The 16845-nt window shown below is 71.2% G+C and carries 15 protein-coding genes and 1 tRNA gene; 12 read left to right on the top strand and 4 right to left on the bottom strand.

The annotated features are described in order from the left end of the window. Positions 1 to 48: 48 nt before the first annotated feature. Positions 49 to 807: an SDR family oxidoreductase gene (locus AB0G20_RS30010; protein WP_361307731.1), complete on the top strand. Its 759-nt coding sequence runs from the start codon at positions 49 to 51 to the stop codon at positions 805 to 807. 1 nt (position 808) lies between these two features. Further along, positions 809 to 1717, top strand: a complete 909-nt coding sequence (locus tag AB0G20_RS30005; protein ID WP_361307729.1) for an SDR family oxidoreductase — start codon at positions 809 to 811, stop codon at positions 1715 to 1717. A 75-nt stretch (positions 1718 to 1792) separates the two neighbouring features. On the opposite strand, the gene AB0G20_RS30000 is transcribed toward AB0G20_RS30005, so the two are convergent. Then, on the bottom strand, positions 1793 to 2680 hold the full coding sequence (locus tag AB0G20_RS30000; RefSeq protein ID WP_361307727.1) for a hypothetical protein: 888 nt from the start codon (positions 2678 to 2680) through the stop codon (positions 1793 to 1795). A 123-nt stretch (positions 2681 to 2803) separates the two neighbouring features. On the opposite strand from AB0G20_RS30000, the gene AB0G20_RS29995 reads away from it, so the two are divergent. From AB0G20_RS29995 to AB0G20_RS29965, 7 genes are all read left to right on the top strand, one after another. Beyond that, positions 2804 to 3277, top strand: a complete 474-nt coding sequence (locus AB0G20_RS29995; RefSeq protein WP_361307725.1) for a GNAT family N-acetyltransferase — start codon at positions 2804 to 2806, stop codon at positions 3275 to 3277. Positions 3278 to 3322: 45 nt separating this feature from the next. Further along, entirely contained in the window at positions 3323 to 3673 is a 351-nt protein-coding gene (locus AB0G20_RS29990) for a chorismate mutase (protein WP_361307723.1), read from the top strand. A gap of 127 nt (positions 3674 to 3800) precedes the next feature. Further along, positions 3801 to 4349, top strand: coding sequence for a response regulator (locus tag AB0G20_RS29985; RefSeq protein ID WP_361307721.1), 549 nt, complete (start codon positions 3801 to 3803; stop codon positions 4347 to 4349). Positions 4350 to 4416: 67 nt separating this feature from the next. Next, positions 4417 to 6909, top strand: coding sequence for an aminopeptidase N (gene pepN / locus AB0G20_RS29980; RefSeq protein ID WP_361307719.1), 2493 nt, complete (start codon positions 4417 to 4419; stop codon positions 6907 to 6909). A gap of 112 nt (positions 6910 to 7021) precedes the next feature. Further along, positions 7022 to 7855, top strand: a complete 834-nt coding sequence (locus AB0G20_RS29975; RefSeq protein ID WP_361307717.1) for an NAD(P)H-binding protein — start codon at positions 7022 to 7024, stop codon at positions 7853 to 7855. Between the two features lie 108 nt (positions 7856 to 7963). Continuing rightward, on the top strand, positions 7964 to 9361 hold the full coding sequence (locus AB0G20_RS29970; protein WP_361307715.1) for an aminotransferase class V-fold PLP-dependent enzyme: 1398 nt from the start codon (positions 7964 to 7966) through the stop codon (positions 9359 to 9361). Beyond that, entirely contained in the window at positions 9361 to 10779 is a 1419-nt protein-coding gene (locus tag AB0G20_RS29965; protein WP_361307713.1) for a SidA/IucD/PvdA family monooxygenase, read from the top strand. Before AB0G20_RS29970 ends, AB0G20_RS29965 begins: the two co-directional genes overlap by 1 nt. A 13-nt stretch (positions 10780 to 10792) precedes the next feature. Here AB0G20_RS29965 and AB0G20_RS29960 read toward each other — a convergent pair whose 3' ends face one another. Then, the gene (locus AB0G20_RS29960; protein ID WP_361307711.1) at positions 10793 to 12589 is read right to left on the bottom strand and encodes a 5'-nucleotidase C-terminal domain-containing protein; all 1797 of its coding nucleotides are present in this window, start codon (positions 12587 to 12589) and stop codon (positions 10793 to 10795) included. A gap of 161 nt (positions 12590 to 12750) precedes the next feature. Between AB0G20_RS29960 and AB0G20_RS29955 the strand changes: the two genes are divergently transcribed. Together AB0G20_RS29955 and pyk are read left to right on the top strand one after the other, a co-directional pair. Then, positions 12751 to 13467 (top strand): SIMPL domain-containing protein, encoded by a 717-nt coding sequence (locus AB0G20_RS29955; protein WP_361307709.1) that lies wholly within the window; start codon positions 12751 to 12753, stop codon positions 13465 to 13467. Positions 13468 to 13630: 163 nt separating this feature from the next. Continuing rightward, positions 13631 to 15067 carry a pyruvate kinase gene (gene pyk, locus AB0G20_RS29950; RefSeq protein WP_361307707.1) on the top strand — a complete coding sequence of 479 codons (1437 nt, stop codon included), beginning with the start codon at positions 13631 to 13633 and terminating at the stop codon, positions 15065 to 15067. A 3-nt stretch (positions 15068 to 15070) separates the two neighbouring features. Here pyk and AB0G20_RS29945 read toward each other — a convergent pair whose 3' ends face one another. Continuing rightward, complete coding sequence (locus AB0G20_RS29945; protein WP_361307705.1) at positions 15071 to 15859, bottom strand: helix-turn-helix domain-containing protein; 789 nt, start codon at positions 15857 to 15859, stop codon at positions 15071 to 15073. A gap of 84 nt (positions 15860 to 15943) precedes the next feature. After that, positions 15944 to 16030 (bottom strand) — tRNA-Leu (locus tag AB0G20_RS29940). Positions 16031 to 16131: 101 nt separating this feature from the next. On the opposite strand from AB0G20_RS29940, the gene AB0G20_RS29935 reads away from it, so the two are divergent. Beyond that, on the top strand, positions 16132 to 16788 hold the full coding sequence (locus tag AB0G20_RS29935; protein ID WP_361307703.1) for a response regulator: 657 nt from the start codon (positions 16132 to 16134) through the stop codon (positions 16786 to 16788). Positions 16789 to 16845 lie beyond the last annotated feature (57 nt).

The raw sequence follows: 16845 nt of genomic DNA, 5'->3' as shown, positions 1-16845 counted from the left end.
TCAGCTACCTTTCCACCAAACGTTTGTTAGGTGGAAAGGTAGCAGCGCATGGAGCTGGACGGGAAGGTCGCCGTCGTCACGGGCGGGACCCGCGGCGTCGGTGCCGGCATCGCGCGCGCCTTCGTACGGGCGGGCGCCGAGGTCGTGGTCTGCGCCCGCCGGCCCCCGGAAGTCCCGTTCCCCGGCGTCGAGTTCGTGCCGCTGGACGTCCGGGACACCGACGCCGTCGGACGCCTGTTCGCCGGTCTGCCCCGGCTGGACGTCCTCGTCAACAACGCGGGTGGCGCGCCCCACCGGCTGCTCACCGAGGCCGGGGCGGACCGGCACGCGCGCGTGGTGGAGCTGAACCTGCTCGCGCCGCTGGCCGTGTCCCTCGCCGCGTACGACCGGCTCCGGAGCGCCGGGGGCTCGATCGTCATGATCGGCAGCGTCAGCGGCGGCCGCCCCTCGCCCGGCACCGCCGCCTACGGCGCCGCCAAGGCGGGCCTGGAGAGCCTCGCCCGGTCGATGGCCGTGGAGTGGGCGCCCGACATCCGGGTCAACACCCTCGTCGTGGGCATGGTCCGCACGGAACTGTCCCACCTCCACTACGGCGACCAGGACGGCATCGACGCGGTCGCCCGCACGGTCCCGCTGGGGCGTCTCGCCGAGCCGTCCGACGTGGGTGCCGCTGCGGTGTTCCTGGCGTCCGACGCCGCCGCGTACATCAGCGGGGCGAGCCTGCCGGTGCACGGGGGCGGGGAGCGGCCGGCGTTCCTGGACGCGGCCACCGCCGACCACACGCCTGCCGCGGACGAGGAGAGCTGACATGAACGGGATCTGCGCGGGCCGGGTCGTGGTCGTGACGGGCGCGGGGCGTGGGCTCGGCCGGGCCCACGCGCTCGCGTTCGCGGCCGAGGGGGCACGGCTGGTCGTCAACGACCTCGGGGTGGGGCTCGACGGCACGCCCGAATCCGACGGTCCCGCCGCCCGGGTCGTCGCGGAGATCCGCGCGGCGGGCGGCGAGGCGGTGCCGCACGGCGGCGACATCGCCACGTCCGACGGCGCCGCCTCACTCGTCCGGACCGCCCTGGAGACGTACGGCCGGCTGGACACCCTCGTCAACAACGCGGGCTTCCTGCGCGACCGGATGCTGGTCAACCTCGACGAGGACGACTTCGACGCCGTCGTACGCGTCCATCTCAAGGGCCACTTCCTGCCCCTGCGGCAGGCGGCCGCGCACTGGCGGTCCGAGGCGAAGGCGGGCCGCCGCCCCGAGGCCAGGATCGTCAACACCAGCAGCGGCGCGGGCCTGCTGGGCTCGGTCGGGCAGGGCAACTACAGCGCCGCCAAGGCCGGAATCGTCGCCCTGACCCTGGTCGCGGCGGCCGAACTGCACCACTACGGCGTCCAGGTCAACGCGATCGCCCCCGCCGCCCGGACCCGGATGACCGAACGCACCTTCGCGGACACCATGACGGCCCCCGACTCGGGCTTCGACGCCATGGCCCCGGAGAACGTCTCGCCCCTGGTCGTCTGGCTGGGATCGGCCGCGAGCGCGGGGGTGACCGGCCGGGTCTTCGAGGCGGAGGGCGGCCGGATCACGGTGATGGAGGGCTGGAGGCCTGGTCCGAGCACGGACAGGGGCGGACGGTGGACCCCGGCCGAGGCGGGCGAACAGACCCGGAGACTCCTGTCGGAGGCGGAGGTACCCGGGGCGGTCTACGGGGCGCAGTGAAGGCGCGCGCACCTCGCATGCGACGGGGGCGGGCTGGGGCTTCGGGGCAGGGCCCGGCACCCCGCGCACGCCCCGCTACGTATCGCACTCCAGCACGCTCCGGCACAGCGCGCACCGCGCCCGGACCCGCCCCCGCACCGGCACCCTGATCCGCTGGTGGCACGTGGGGCAGGGAAACGACACCCGCAACCGCCCGCCCCCGTCGGGGGAGAACGCGTACCGCACCCCCGGCTGCGGCGGGCCCGCCGACGCGTGCCGCCGGTCCCGGGCGTAGCGCCGCCGCCCCGCCCACCCCGCCGCGGTCAGCGGCGGCTGCTGCTCGTCACGGCGGGCCAGCTCCACCCCCCTCACATACGCCGTGTAGGCCTGCGCACTGGTGAACCACACCGACGGGTCCTCCCCGAAGACCAGCGCCCGCTTGGCCAGCACGTACCCGAACTCCTCCGGCGTGAGATACCCCAGCTTCTGCGACGAGGCCCCGTCCTCCCGGTACGCGTCCAGCAGCAGCCACCCCGCACCCAGGTACGTCGTCGCCGTGTCCGTGAGGATCTCGTTGTCCCGCACGCCCGGGAAGGACAGGTCGAGGCGGTGCAGATACACGTGCATCACCTCGTGCGCGAGGGCCGCCCCGATGTCCCGCCGATGCGTACGGAACCGGTCGTTCAGCTCCACGAAGTACTCCGGCCCGGCCGTGAGCTCCACGTTCGCCGCGTGCTGCATCTCCCGGAAGCCCACGACCAGCCGGGCGTCCGGCAGCCGGTAGTGCCGCACCAGCTCGTGCGCCACCCGCTGCGCCCCCAGATGCAGGTCGTCGGTGTCGCAGAACGCCACGTCGGCCGGGACCACACTGGTCGCGAACGTCTGGATGGTGTCGTACGACAGACGCTTGTACAGCGCCGTGATGGCGGCCCGCACCGTCTCCAGATGCGGGTAGCCGTGCTCGACCGGCCCGTCGTTCGCCACGCCTCACCCCCAAGACGCCCCTGAACCCGGTTCCACTGTACGAGGACGCGACCCGTCGCGGGCGGGCGCCGGCACGGCGAAAAACGGTCGTCGCCGCCCGGCGCCTGCGGCAGAATCCCGGCCGTGACCAGCGAACAGCACACCGTGGCCGCCTCGCTCCGGGTGGGCGGCCAGGACGACGACCTCGAAAAACGGCTCGACGAGGAGCTGACCGCCTTCAACACCGCCGCCGCCGACGGGGCCGTCACCGAGCCCCTCTCCGTCCGCGTCACCGACGGGGCCGGCGAGCTGGTCGGTGGGCTCACCGCCTGGACCTGGGGCACCCTGTGCTCGGTGGACATGCTCTGGGTGCGCGAGGACCAGCGGCACTTCGGCTGGGGCGGCCGGCTGATGCGCGCGGCGGAGGCCGAGGCCGCCCGGCGCGGCTGCACCGACATGATCGTCTCCACGTACAGCTTCCAGGCACCCGGTTTCTACCCGAGGCTCGGCTTCCGGGAACGGGCCCGCATCCAGGGCGTCCCCGGCGGTCACGAGGACGTCTACTTCCACAAGCGACTCCTACCGCTTTCACAAGCGACTCCTACCGCCGAAGGATGAGACGGCCGGCGGCCACCCGGCGTGATCCCCGTAGGCTGACGCCCCATGACCACCAGCAACACCGGTTCGGGTGACGTCGACCCCGCCGTCCGCGAAGAGCTCGCCCGGCTGCGCAACAGCATCGACAACATCGACGCGGCCGTCGTCCACATGCTCGCCGAACGCTTCAAGTGCACCCAGCAGGTCGGCCTCCTCAAGGCCCGGCACCAGCTGCCGCCCGCCGACCCGGCCCGCGAGGCCCGCCAGATCGCCCGGCTGCGCGCGCTCGCCGAAGACGCCAAGCTGGACCCGGCCTTCGCCGAGAAGTTCCTGAACTTCATCGTCGCCGAGGTCATCCGCCACCACGAGCGCATCGCGGACGAGGCGCTCAACGGCTCGGCGACCGCCGGTAACTGACCTCGGGGGAGTGACACGGCGCCCGGGGCGGGGCATGCTGCGCTGTGCACAGCATGTCAGCTGACGAGCACTGCGCGTCAGTGTCCCGGACTTACTCTGGTCCTCCACGAGGGAGGGGCGTCGGGCCATGCCGTCGGATACCAGGATCCTCATCGTCGACGACCACGAGGAAACGCTGTACGCGCTGGAGAGCGCCCTGGCCCCGCTGGGCTACCTGCTCGGCCGGGCCACCAGCGGCGACGAGGCACTCAAGCAGGTCCTCCGCGGCCAGGTCGGCCTGCTGCTGCTCGACGTGCGCATGCCCGGCGTCAGCGGGCTGGAGGTCGTGCGCTACATGCGGCGCGTGGAGCAGACCCAGCACATCCCCGTGATCCTGCTCACCGGCTTCGGCGCCGACCACGAACTGACCACCACCGCCTTCGCACTGGGCGTCGCCGACCTCGTCCTGAAGCCCGTGGACCCCTGGGCCCTGCGCACCAAGGTCCGCTACCTCTACGACGCCCACCGGCGCCATCTCGCCCTGGAACGGGAAGTGCACCGCCTGCGCGCCCTCGCCGCGGAGCACACCGGGACCGCCGCGCACCTCCGGCCCGGCCTGCCGCATCCCGACGCGCGCGTGCCGACGCAGCGGCCCATGGGGGCGCACGCCGGGGAGCTCGAAAAGGACCGCACCTAGACCGGACATTGGGCACGTACCGATCCGCCTCTGTGCCTTGCCGACACCATCAGGCAGCATGTCACGCATGTCCGTACTGACGCGCGACGAAGCGCAGACCCGAGCACAGCTCCTGGCCGTCCACCGCTACACGATCGAACTCGACCTGACCGGCGGAGACGAGACCTTCGACTCCCGCACCCTGATCAGGTTCGATGCCCGCGTGGACGGGGACACCTTCGTCGAGCTCAAGCCCGCCGAGCTGCGCTCCGTCACCCTCGACGGACACCCCCTGGACCCGGAAGCGCTGGACGGCAACCGGCTCGCCCTGCCGAACCTCACCGCCGGCGAGCACGAACTGCGCGTGGACGCGCGGATGCGCTACTCCCGCACCGGCGAGGGCATGCACCGCTTCACCGACCCCACCGACAACGAGACCTACGTCTACACCCAGCTGTTCATGGATGATGTCCAGCGGGTCTTCGCCGCCTTCGACCAGCCCGACCTGAAAGCCGTCTTCGAGCTGTCGGTGAAGGCCCCCCAGGACTGGACCGTCCTCGCCAACGGCGTCACCGAACAGGTCGACGGCGTATGGAAGGCGGCCCCCACACCGCTGATCTCCACCTACCTGGTCGCCGTCGCCGCCGGCCCCTGGCACTCCGTGCGCACCGAGCACCGCGGCCTGCCCTTCGGCCTGCACTGCCGCCGCTCCCTCGCCCCCCACCTGGACGCCGACGCCGACGAGCTCCTCGACATCACGCGCGCGTGCTACGACCGCTACCACGAGAAGTTCGACGAGCCCTACCCGTTCGACTCCTACGACCAGGCCTTCGTCCCCGAGTTCAACGCCGGCGCCATGGAGAACCCGGGCCTGGTCACCTTCCGCGACGAGTTCGTATACCGCTCAGCCGTCACCGACACCGAACGCCAGACCCGCGCCATGGTCATCGCCCACGAGATGGCCCACATGTGGTTCGGCGACCTCGTCACCCTCAAGTGGTGGGACGACATCTGGCTGAACGAGTCCTTCGCCGAGTACATGGGCTACCAGACCCTCACCGAAGCGACCCGCTTCACCGACACCTGGACCGACTTCGGCGTCACCCGCAAGTCCTGGGGCTACGACGCCGACCAGCGCCCCTCCACCCACCCCGTCGCCCCCGAGGCCGTCGACGACACCGCCTCCGCGCTGCTCAACTTCGACGGCATCTCCTACGCCAAGGGCGCCAGCGCGCTGCGCCAACTGGTCGCCTGGCTCGGCGAGAAGGACTTCCTCGCCGGCATCAACACCCACTTCGCCCGGCACAAGTTCGCCAACGCCACTCTCGCCGACTTCATCGACAACCTCGCCGGCGCCACCGACCGCGACGTCCACGCCTGGGCCGACGCCTGGCTGCGCACCACCGGCGTCGACACCCTCACCCCGCGGGTCACCACGGGCGAGAACGGCACCTGCGCCCTCACCGTCGACCGCGCCGGCAGCCGCCCGCACCGCATCGCCGCCGGCCTCTACGACCGGGACCTCGGCGACGACGGCGGCCAGCTCGTCCGGCGCGAACGCCTGCACCTGGACCTCCCGCAGACCGACGCCCACCCCATCGGCAAGCGGCCGGCCCTGCTCCTCCTCAACGACGGCGACCTCACCTACGCCAAGGTCCGCTTCGACCCCGAGTCCTTCGAGACCGTCCGCAAGGAGCTGTCCGGCCTGCCCGAACCGCTCACCCGCGCGGTCGTCTGGAACGCCCTGCGCGACGCCGTCCGCGACGGCGAACTCGCCCCCGGCGCCTACCTGGAGACCGCCAGGGCCCACCTCCCGCTGGAGACCGACCTCGCCATCGTCCAGGGCGTACTGGCCTTCGCCTCCGCCTACATCACCGACCGCTACCTCACGCCCGAGGAGCGGCCCGCGGCACTCGCCACCCTCTCCGATCTGTGCCGCGACCTCATCCGCCGCACCGAGGACGGCGACAACCCCGGCCTGCGCCTCATCGCCGTACGCCACCGCATCGACGTGGCCGCCCACCCCGACACCATCGCCGCCTGGCTCGCCGACGGCACCGTCCCCGGCGGTCCGGAGCTCGACCCCGAGCTGCGCTGGCGCGTGCTCGCCCGGCTCGCCGTCCTCGGTGCGACCGACGAGGCCGCGATCGCCGCCGAACTGGAACGCGACCCGAGCGCCACCGGCCAGGAGGGCGCCGCCCGCTGCCGGGCCGCCCTGCCCGACCCGGAGGCCAAGGCCCGCGCCTGGCAGGCCATGTTCGGCTCCGACGACCTGTCCAACTACCTCTTCACCGCCACGGCCCGGGGCTTCTGGCAGCCCGAACAGGCCGACCTGGTGCGCGAGTACGTCGGGCGCTACTACGCGGACGCGGTCGCCGTCGCCGACCGCCGCGGCCCCGCCATCGCGGACGCGGCGGGCCGCTGGGCCTTCCCGGCGCACGCCGTCGACGCGGACACCCTCCGCCTCGGCGAGGAATGCCTGCGCGACGCCGATCCGATCCCCGCCCTGCGCCGCAAGCTCGTCGACCAACTCGACGACCTGGCAAGGGCGTTGCGGGTCCAGGGCGTCGGGGAGAACTAGGACCGCCGACGTAGGGCGCCCGCGGGGCGGCTGGTCCCTTTCGCCGATGCGGCGGACCGGCCGCCCTTTCTAGCCTCGGTCAGGACACCCACCCCGGCCCGAGGAGCCCTCCATGATCGCAGTGACCGGTGCCACCGGAAACGTCGGCCGCGCCCTGGTCGAACGCCTCGTCACCGCCGGCCGGCCCGTGCGGGCCCTGACCCGCGACCCGGAGCGGGCCCGCCTGCCCGCAGGCGCCGAGACCGTACGACTCCAGTACGACGACCCGGCAGCCCTGTTCGAGGGCGCCACCAAGCTGTTCCTGTACGTCCAGGCGGGCGGCGACCGCACGCCCGGCCTGCTGGCGGCCGCCCGGGCCGCCGGGGTGCGCCATGTCGTCCTGCTGTCCTCCGCGATCATCGAACCGGGCGCCGACGAGACCCACCCCATCCACGTCATGCACGCCACCGCCGAACGGCAGGTCCGCGACAGCGGCCTGGCGTGGACGTTCCTGCGGCCGGGCGCGTTCGCCGCCAACGCCTTCCAGTGGGCCCCGCAGATCCGCACCGGCGACACCGTCCGCGGTGTCTTCGCCGACGCACGGTCCGCGCCCATCCACGAGGACGACATCGCCGCCGTCGCCGAACGCGCCCTCCTCGACGACGGCCACGAGGGCGCCGCCCACCGCCTCACCGGCCCCGAAGCCGTCACCAACGCCGAGCAGGTCGCCGCGATCGGCCACGCCCTCGGCCGCGACCTGCGCTTCACCGAGCTGCCCCCGGACGAGGCGGGCCCCGAACTGTTCCCGCACGTCCCGCCCGGCATGCTCACGGCCCTGCTCAAGTCCTTCGCCGACACGGTCGGTACCGCCCCCGAGATCACCGACACCGTCCGGGAGATCACCGGCAGGCCGGCCCGCCCCTTCGCGGCCTGGGCCGAGGACCACACCGCCGACTTCAGGAACTGAGGCCGGGGCCGCCCGGCCCGACAGGTTTTCCCGCACGGAGGTACCTCCACCCGGGTTGGGTCGTTGGGCTCTTCGGGCGCGCCGCCCCGCGCCCCGGAGGTCAGCCCCATGAGCACGCCGCCCCTCTCCTCAGGCCCAGAAGGCCCCCGCGCCCTGCGGCCGTTGCTCGACATCGTCCTCGACGCACTGGACACCGGGGCCCGGGCGCGGGGCGGGCCGCTGCCGGCGGGCGGCCCGGAGGCCGTCGCGGCCCGGACGCGGCAGGCGGTGGGAGACCTCCTCCCCGACCGGGGCGACCCGCACGCCGTCCGCACCCTGGTCCACGCCTTCGCCGAGACCGCCGCCGACCCCGCCCACCCCCTGTGCGCCGCCCACCTCCACTGCCCCCCGCTCGCCGTCGCCGCGGCGGCCGACCTCGCCGCCTCCGCCCTCAACCCGTCCCTGGACTCCTGGGACCAGGCGCCGGGGGCGTCGGAACTGGAGAGGCTGGTCGCCGGAGCACTGGCCCGGGAGATCTACGGGACCGGGAAACCCGGAACTCACGACTCGCTCATCACCACCGGCGGCACCGAGTCCAACCAGCTCGCCCTGCTCCTCGCCCGGGAGGCCCACGGCGGATCCGTCCGGCTCGTGTGCGGGACCAACGCCCACCACTCGCTGCCCCGCGCCGCCTGGCTGCTCGGACTGCCCGAACCCGTCGTCGTCCCCGCCCCGGGCGGCACGCTCGACCCCCAAGCGCTCGACCAGGCCCTCACCGGCCTGACCGGCCCGCTGCTCGTCGCCGCCACCGCCGGCACCACCGACGCCGGACGCATCGACCCACTGCCCGAGATCGCCGCCCGCTGCGCGGCCCACGGCGCCCGGCTGCACGTGGACGCCGCCTACGGCGGAGGGCTTCTCTTCAGCGACCGCCACCGCACCCGGCTCACCGGGCTCGACACCGCCGACACCGTCACCCTCGACCTGCACAAACTCGGCTGGCAACCGGTCGCCGCCGGCCTCCTCGCCGTCCGGGACACCCGCGATCTCGCCGCCCTGCGCCAGCGCGCCGACTACCTCAACGCCGACGACGACACCGACGCCGGGCTGCCCGACCTGCTCGGCCGGTCCCTGCGCACCACCCGCCGCCCCGACGTCCTCAAGATCGCCGTCACCCTCAAAACCCTGGGGCGCAGCGGACTCGGCACGCTCGTCGACCAGGTCTGCGCCCACGCGCGGCAGTTCGCCGCCCTCGTCGACGAGCATCCCGGCTTCGAACTGCACGCCCCGCCCGTCATCAGCACCGTGCTGTTCAGGCCCACCGGCGCCACCGACACCACCGTGGCCGCCGTACGCCGCGCGCTGCTCACCGACGGCCGAGCCGTCCTCGGCCGGGCCCGCCTCGACGGCCGGCTCTGGCTCAAGGCCACCCTCCTCAACCCCGCCACCGGGCCCGACGACCTGGCCGCCCTGCTGCACCTCGCGGCGGCGAGCCGAGCGACACTCGTGGAAGGACACACCCCCTGATGAACCCCACGCCCCACCCCCACCAGGAGCCCGACGCCCCCCGCGACCTCGTGGGCATCGGCATCGGCCCCGCCAACCTCTCCCTCGCCGCGCTCGCCCACCCGCTCGACGGCCTCGACACCGTCTTCTACGACCAGCGCCCCGCCTTCGGCTGGCACTCCGGGCTGCTCATCGAGGGCGCCACCATCCAGGTCCCGTTCCTCGCCGACCTGGTGTCCCTCGCCGACCCCACCAGCCCCTGGACCTTCCTCAACCACCTCAGGTCCCGCGAGCGGCTGTTCCCCTTCTACTTCGCCGAGCGCTTCCACATCCAGCGCGCCGAGTACGACGCCTACTGCCGCTGGGTCAGCGAGAACCTCCCCGGCCTGCACTTCGGCCACCAGGTCGACGCCGTCCGCTGGAACCCCGAACGCGACGTCTTCGAGGTCGACTTCACCCAGCTCGACGCCGACGGAGAAGCCGAGGCCCTCGGCCGGACCTACGCCCGGGGAGTCGTCCTCGGCATCGGCACCGAGCCCTACGTCCCCGACCCCCTGAGGCCCCTCGTCGAGGCCCCCGGCGTGCCCGTCGTGCACGCCGCCGACTACCTCGACCACCGCGCCGCCCTCCTCGCCGCCGAACACGTCACGGTCGTGGGCATCGGCCAGTCCGGCGCCGAGATCTTCCTCGACCTGCTGCGCAACAGACCGGCCGGCCGCGAGAAGCTGCACTGGCTGGGCCGCACGGAGGCCTTCGCCCCCATGGAGTACTCCAAACTCGGCCTGGAGCACTTCACCCCCGACCACACCCGCTACTTCCACGCCCTGCCCGAGTCCACCCGCGACCGGCTCGTCGAGGGCCAGTGGCAGCTGCACAAGGGCATCGACGCCGCCACCATCGCCGCCGTCCACGACGAGCTCTACCGCCGCACCCTGCACGGCGGCTGGCCCGACGCCGTCCTCACCCCCGGCGTGCGGGTCCGCACCGCCGGCCGGGTCGCGACCACCAAGGTGGAACTGCACCTGGAGCACGGCCCGCAGGACAGCCGCTCCCGCCTCACCACGGACGCCGTCGTGCTGGCCACCGGCTACCGCGAGCGCCCCCTCGACCGGATCCTCGCCGGCCTCGACCCCTACATGCGCCGCGACAACCAGGAGCGGCCCCGCATCGACGAGGACTACCGCCTCGTCCTCGACCCGTCCGTCACCGGCACGGTGTACGTCCAGAACGCCGAGACCCACACCCACGGCATCGGGGCCCCCGACCTCGGCCTCGCCGCCTGGCGCAGCGCCATCATCCTCAACTCCCTGACGGGCGGGGAAGCCTACGCACTCCCCGCCCGCACCGCCTTCACCACCTTCGGCCTCACCCAGCGGGCGCACGTCCCGCCGCCCCGCGAGGCACCGGCACTGACCCCGCTCGTCGACGACCGAAGGTGACGAGGCGCGCGGCTCAGAAGACGGGCGTGCCGTTGCGCGTGAGCTTCCAGTCCACCGCAGCGAACACAGCCGGGTCGATCGCCCCCTTCGCCTTCACCCAGGCGATCATGGTGTTGCGGATCTCCTCCGAGTTCGACCACAGCACCGGGGCGGCGGCGACATGCGGGAAGTTGCCGCCGCCGTTGGCCCGGTAGTTGTTCACCGCGAACACGAACTTCGCGTCGTCCGCGAGCGGCTGCCCCTCGAACCGCACGTTCGTCACCCGCGAGCCGGCCGGCTTCGCGATGTCGATCTCGTACGTCAGACCACTCACCACGTCGTAGTTGTAGTCCGGCGTGCCGTTCGCGTTCGTCAGCTTCGCCGGATCCACCGCGGCGTCCGGCGCCGTCTGCACGAAGTAGTTCGCCGAGAACTCCAGGTACGCCTTCATCTGCGCGCCCGTCATCAGACGCGCCTCCAGCGTGTTCTCGAAGACGTACAGACCCGCCACGTCCCGGATCGTCACCTGGCCCGCCGGGATCCGGGCACTGCGCGAGAAGCACGCCGCCTGCGACAGCACCGGCAGCGAGGCGTGCTCCGTGCCCGCCAGCGCCTGCTTCACCGTGTCGGCCTGGATGTGGTTGATCAGGTCGATGATCGGCACGTCCTTGTAAGGCGCCTCGACCGACGTCATCTCCGCCGCGTTCGTGCCGATGACCTGGTTGACGTACGCCACGACCTTCTCGTGCTCGTCCCCGAGCAGCTTCGTGATCTTCGGGTCCTCCTCCACCGTGTTGGAGTTGAGGACCTTCGCGCCCACCTTCTCGACCTTCCAGCAGCCCTTCTCCCAGACCAGCTCGAAGTCGAACAGCGTCAGCCGCTGGCCCCACTTCAACGGCTCCGACAGCACGACCTGCTTGCCGGTCTTCTTGTTGGTGACGAAGTACTCGGGAATCTCCGTGTGCGCGTGCCCGACCAGGATCGCGTCGATCCCCGGCACCTGCTCGGCCACCAGAGCGGCCGCGTTCTCGATGTACGGCAGCTGGTCACCGTAGGACGACGTCCCCGACGAACCGCTGTGCGCCGACACGATGACGACGTCCGCGCCCATCGACCGCAGCTTCGGCACCCACTTCGCCGCCTGCTCCTCAAGACCCGGGAACGTCATCTTCCCCTGCACGTTCGCCTTGTCCCAGATCGCGATGCCCGGATTGGTCAGCCCCAGCACCGCCACCTTCACGTCCCGCCCGAACGGCGTACGCAGCCGGTGCATGCTGTACGGCGCGAACGCCGGGCGCAGCGTCTTCGCGTCCAGCGCGTTCGCGCCCAGCAGCGGGAAACGGCACTGCTGCTCGAACTTCCGCAGCACCGGGATGCCGTAGTTGAACTCGTGGTTGCCGAGCGCCGCCGCGTCGTAGCCCATGGCGTTCATCGCCTGCGCCATCGGGTGCACCGGGCCGCCCTCGGCCGTGATCGGGTCGACCTTGGCGTAGTAGTACGACAGCTGCGTGCCCTGGATGGTGTCGCCCGCGTCGATCAGCAGCGTGTTGCGGCGGCCCTTCTCCGCACGGACCCGGTTCACGAGCGTCGAGACCTTCGCGAGGCCCACGTCGTTGTGGTCCTTGTCGTCGAACTCCTTGTCCGTGAAGTAGTCCCAGTTGAAGACGTTGCCGTGCAGGTCCGTCGTCCCCAGCACGGTGAACGCGTACCGCTTGGCGCCCTGCTTCGCCTCGGCCGCCTGCGCACCCGGCGCTGAGACCGCACCGGCCAGCGCCACCCCCGCCCCGGTCACGGCGGACTTCTCCAGGAACTTCCGGCGGTTCAACGGCATGTCTGGCTCCTTGCGGAATCTGTGAACGACGCGCGTAGATAACGCGCGTAGATTCTGACCCGTCCATGACCGGCCGCAACAGACCCGACAGGTTGCGATCTGATGACTCGACCCCCCGAACCCGGGCCGCCAACCAGCCCAGACATGACAGAGTGGGGCGTATGACCGCGGCCACCCCAGACGCCTCCCAGCCCGCCGTCCCCTACGGCACACCCGAGGCCCCCCGCATCGCCGTCCGCGGCGAAGCCCGCCTCGAGGTCGACCCGGAGATCGCCCGCATCGGCATCACCGTCGCCGCCCGCGGCCGCGACCGCCGCTCCGCCCTCGACGACCTCACCCGCCGCAACGCCGGCGTCCTCGACCTCGTCAAGACCTACGGCGACGCCGTCGAACGCCTGGAGACCGGCGCCTTCTCCATCACGCCCGAACTCACCAAACACGGCCGCGGCGAACGCGTCCGCACCTACCACGGCAGCGTCCGCGTCACCGCCGAACTCACCGACTTCACCGCCCTCGGCGAACTCACCACCCGCCTCGCCGACCTCGACCTCACCCGCGTCGACGGCCCCTGGTGGGCCCTGCGCCCCGACTCACCCGCCCACCGCGAAGCCCGCAAGAAGGCCGTACGAGAAGCCGTCCAGCGCGCCCGCGAGTACGCCGAAGCCCTCGGCACCAGCCTCTCCGCCCTCGTCGAACTCGCCGACATCGGCGCCGAGAGCGCTCCGCCGGCCTACCCCCAGGCCCCCGGCCGCATGCGCTCCGCAGCCTTCGCCGGCGCCGCCGAGGACACCCCCGCCCCCCTCGACCTCGAACCCCAGCGCCAGCGCGTCCACGCCCAGATCAACGCCCGCTTCACGATGGTGCCGCCGAAGCTCTAGGCACTCCCGCGCGCCCATTCCGAAAATCCGACCGAATTCTCAGACGCTCATCGGAGCACTCCGCCGCACAATTCAACACTTGTCAATAACGCTTCACGCAAAGTCTGTTGAGTAGTCATGCCCGACCAATTCTCTACCAGTCGGTAACTCATAGGCTCGTCTCATGCGCCGAGCAAAAATCGTCTGCACTCTAGGGCCCGCCACCGACTCGTACGACCAGATCAAAGACCTGGTCGACGCCGGAATGGACGTAGCCCGCTTCAACCTCAGCCACGGCGGCCACGCCGAACACGAGGAGCGCTACCACCGGGTCCGCAAGGCCGCCGACGAGACCGGCCGCAGCGTCGGCCTCCTCGCCGACCTTCAAGGCCCGAAAATCAGGCTCGGCCGCTTCACCGAAGGCCCCGTACTCCTTGAACGCGGCGACACCTTCACCATCACCGTCGAGGAAGGCGTCGAAGGCGACCGCACCACCTGCGGCACCACCTACGCCGGCCTCGCGGCCGACGTCACCACCGGCGAACGCATCCTCGTCGACGACGGCAAGGTCTGCCTCGAAGTCACCCGGATCGACGGCCCCCGCGTCCACACCACCGTCGTCGAGGGCGGCGTCATCTCCGACCACAAAGGCCTCAACCTCCCCGGCGTCGCCGTCTCCGTCCCCGCCCTCTCCAAAAAGGACGAGGACGACCTCCGCTGGGCGCTGCGCACCGGCTTCGACGTCATCGCCCTCTCCTTCGTCCGCTCCGGCCGCGACATCCAGGACGTCCACCGCATCATGGACGAGGAAGGCCGCCGCCTCCCCGTCATCGCCAAGGTCGAAAAACCCCAGGCCGTCGAGAACATCGACGACATCGTCGCCGCCTTCGACGGCATCATGGTGGCCCGCGGAGACCTCGGCGTCGAAATGCCCCTGGAGCAAGTCCCCCTCGTCCAGAAGCGCGCCATCAAACTGGCCAAGCGCAACGCCAAACCGGTGATCGTCGCCACCCAGATGCTCGACTCGATGATCGACAACGCCCGCCCGACCCGGGCCGAAGCCTCCGACGTCGCCAACGCCGTCATCGACGGCACCGACGCGGTGATGCTGTCCGGCGAGACGAGCGTCGGCAAGCACGCGATCGAGACCGTCCGCACGATGGCCCGCATCGTCGAAGCGGCGGAGGAGGACATCCTGGCGAAGGGCCTCCCGCCCCTGACGGAACGCAACAAGCCCCGCACCCAGGGCGGCGCGGTGGCCCGGGCGGCGGCGGAGATGGGCGACTTCCTCGGCGCGAAGTTCCTGGTCGCCTTCACCCAGTCCGGCGACACCGCCCGCCGCCTCTCCCGCTACCGCTCCCCGATCCCCCTCCTCGCCTTCACCCCCGACCAGGCGACCCGCTCCCAGCTCAGCCTCACATGGGGCGTCGAGACGTTCCTCGGCCCGTGCGTGGACTCCACGGACGCGATGGTCGAACAGGTCGACGAATTGCTGCTCCGCTACGGCCGCTGCCGCCAGGGCGACACGGTCGTCATCACGGCCGGCTCCCCGCCCGGAGTCTCCGGCTCGACGAACATGGTCCGCGTCCACCACATCGGAGAGGACGACAGCCCGAAGTAGGCGTCAGTACTTGGGGCCTACGTGGGCGTCCATGAGAGCCACGGAGGCTTTGCGGGCGACGGAGATGTTGTACGGGTTGCCGTCGCGGGTGCAGTGGGTCCACTCGACGCCGAGCTTGTCCAGGGTGTCGGTGTAGAGCCGCCGGATGTCCTCGGAGACGTTGGTGAAGAAGTACCGAGGGTATTCGTAGCGCTTGCGCTCGCCGGCGACCATGCGGGTCGTCCAATTGGTGATGCGGCAACCGTCGGAGTGGATGAGGCCACGGATGAATTCCCAGGGGTGCGCGTCGACGATGGCCTGCTGCCAGGGTTCGAGGGTGATACGGCGTTCGTGCTTCTTGCCGGGGCCGTGCTGCGGGAAAAGGCAGTGCAGGTGCTTCGAGTAGACCTTCACGTTGCGGCAGCCGGTCTTGCGGACACGGCAGACAGAATTGTCGGGGAAGACCGCACGCATGGCCTGTTCGCAGTCGTCCATGAGCCCCGGCCATGACTCCGTGCAGGTGATCATGAGGTTGGGAACGCGGTGCTCCGAGTAGTGGCTGATGTGTCCGTCCCCGAGATACAGACCCAGCAGGTAGGCATAGGCGGGCCCATCCAGCTCCCGCCCGTCGCACCGCGGACACTTCGGATCGTGGCGACCGGGACACTCGCCCCGCTTCGCCCGGTCCAGGTGCTTCCAGTAGCCGACCGTCCCCAGTGGCACGTTGAGGCTGCGGGCCACCTCCGCGTTCCTCGCGCCGCCGCGCAGCAGGGTCAGGGCTTTCTGTCGCACGTCAGTGCCATGGAAGTTCATGCGACCACTGTGGGTCACCGAAGGTGACCGAATGCAGCAAAAAGCGGAGAACCACGCGAACGTGATCCTCCGCTTCTGATCTTGTGGTGCCCGGTGTGGGATTCGAACCCACATGCCCAAAGGGCACGGCATTTTGAGTGCCGCGAGTCTGACCAGTTCCTCCAACCGGGCAAGTCAGGGGACCGATGAGCAGTGTACCGGTTCACTGTGTGGCCTTGCTGCTAGGTACGCTCTTGGGAGCAGTACCGGCCTGCCCCTACCAAGGAGCCCACGTGAGTGCCCCCGAGTCGCCCCAGCCTGTTGACGTGCCTGATGACGACAAGTCGCACGTGCCTCCGATGACGACGCGGGTCGTCATCGCCGAGGACGAGGCGCTGATCCGGCTCGATCTCAAAGAGATGCTGGAGGAGGAGGGGTACACGGTCGTCGGTGAGGCCGGGGACGGTGAGCAGGCCGTGGAGCTGGCCCGTGAGCACAGGCCCGATCTGGTGATCCTCGACGTGAAGATGCCGAAGCTGGACGGCATCTCCGCGGCGGAGAAGATCGCGGAGGAGAGCATCGCGCCGGTGCTGATGCTGACCGCGTTCTCGCAGCGCGACCTGGTGGAGCGGGCCCGGGACGCGGGTGCCATGGCCTATCTGGTGAAGCCGTTCAGCAAGACGGATGTCGTGCCGGCGATCGAGATGGCCGTCTCGCGGTTCACGGAGCTGAAGGAGCTGGAGAAGGAGGTCGCCGACCTCACGCTCCGGCTGGAGACGCGCAAGCTGGTGGACCGGGCGAAGTCGATTCTGCAGACCGAGTACGGGCTGTCGGAGCCGGCCGCGTTCCGGTGGATCCAGAAGACGTCGATGGACCGGCGGATGTCGATGCAGCAGGTCGCGGAGGCGGTCATTCAGGACGCCGACGAGAAGAAGGCCGACAAGGGCTGAGAACGAGATGTGAGAGGCCCGCTCCCCTTCCGAACGGAAGGGGAGCGGGCCTCTCGG

This window comes from Streptomyces sp. NPDC024017 (genome assembly GCF_040638895.1).
Classification (GTDB): Bacteria; Actinomycetota; Actinomycetes; order Streptomycetales; family Streptomycetaceae; genus Streptomyces.
This window is presented reverse-complemented; position numbering and strand designations above follow the sequence as displayed.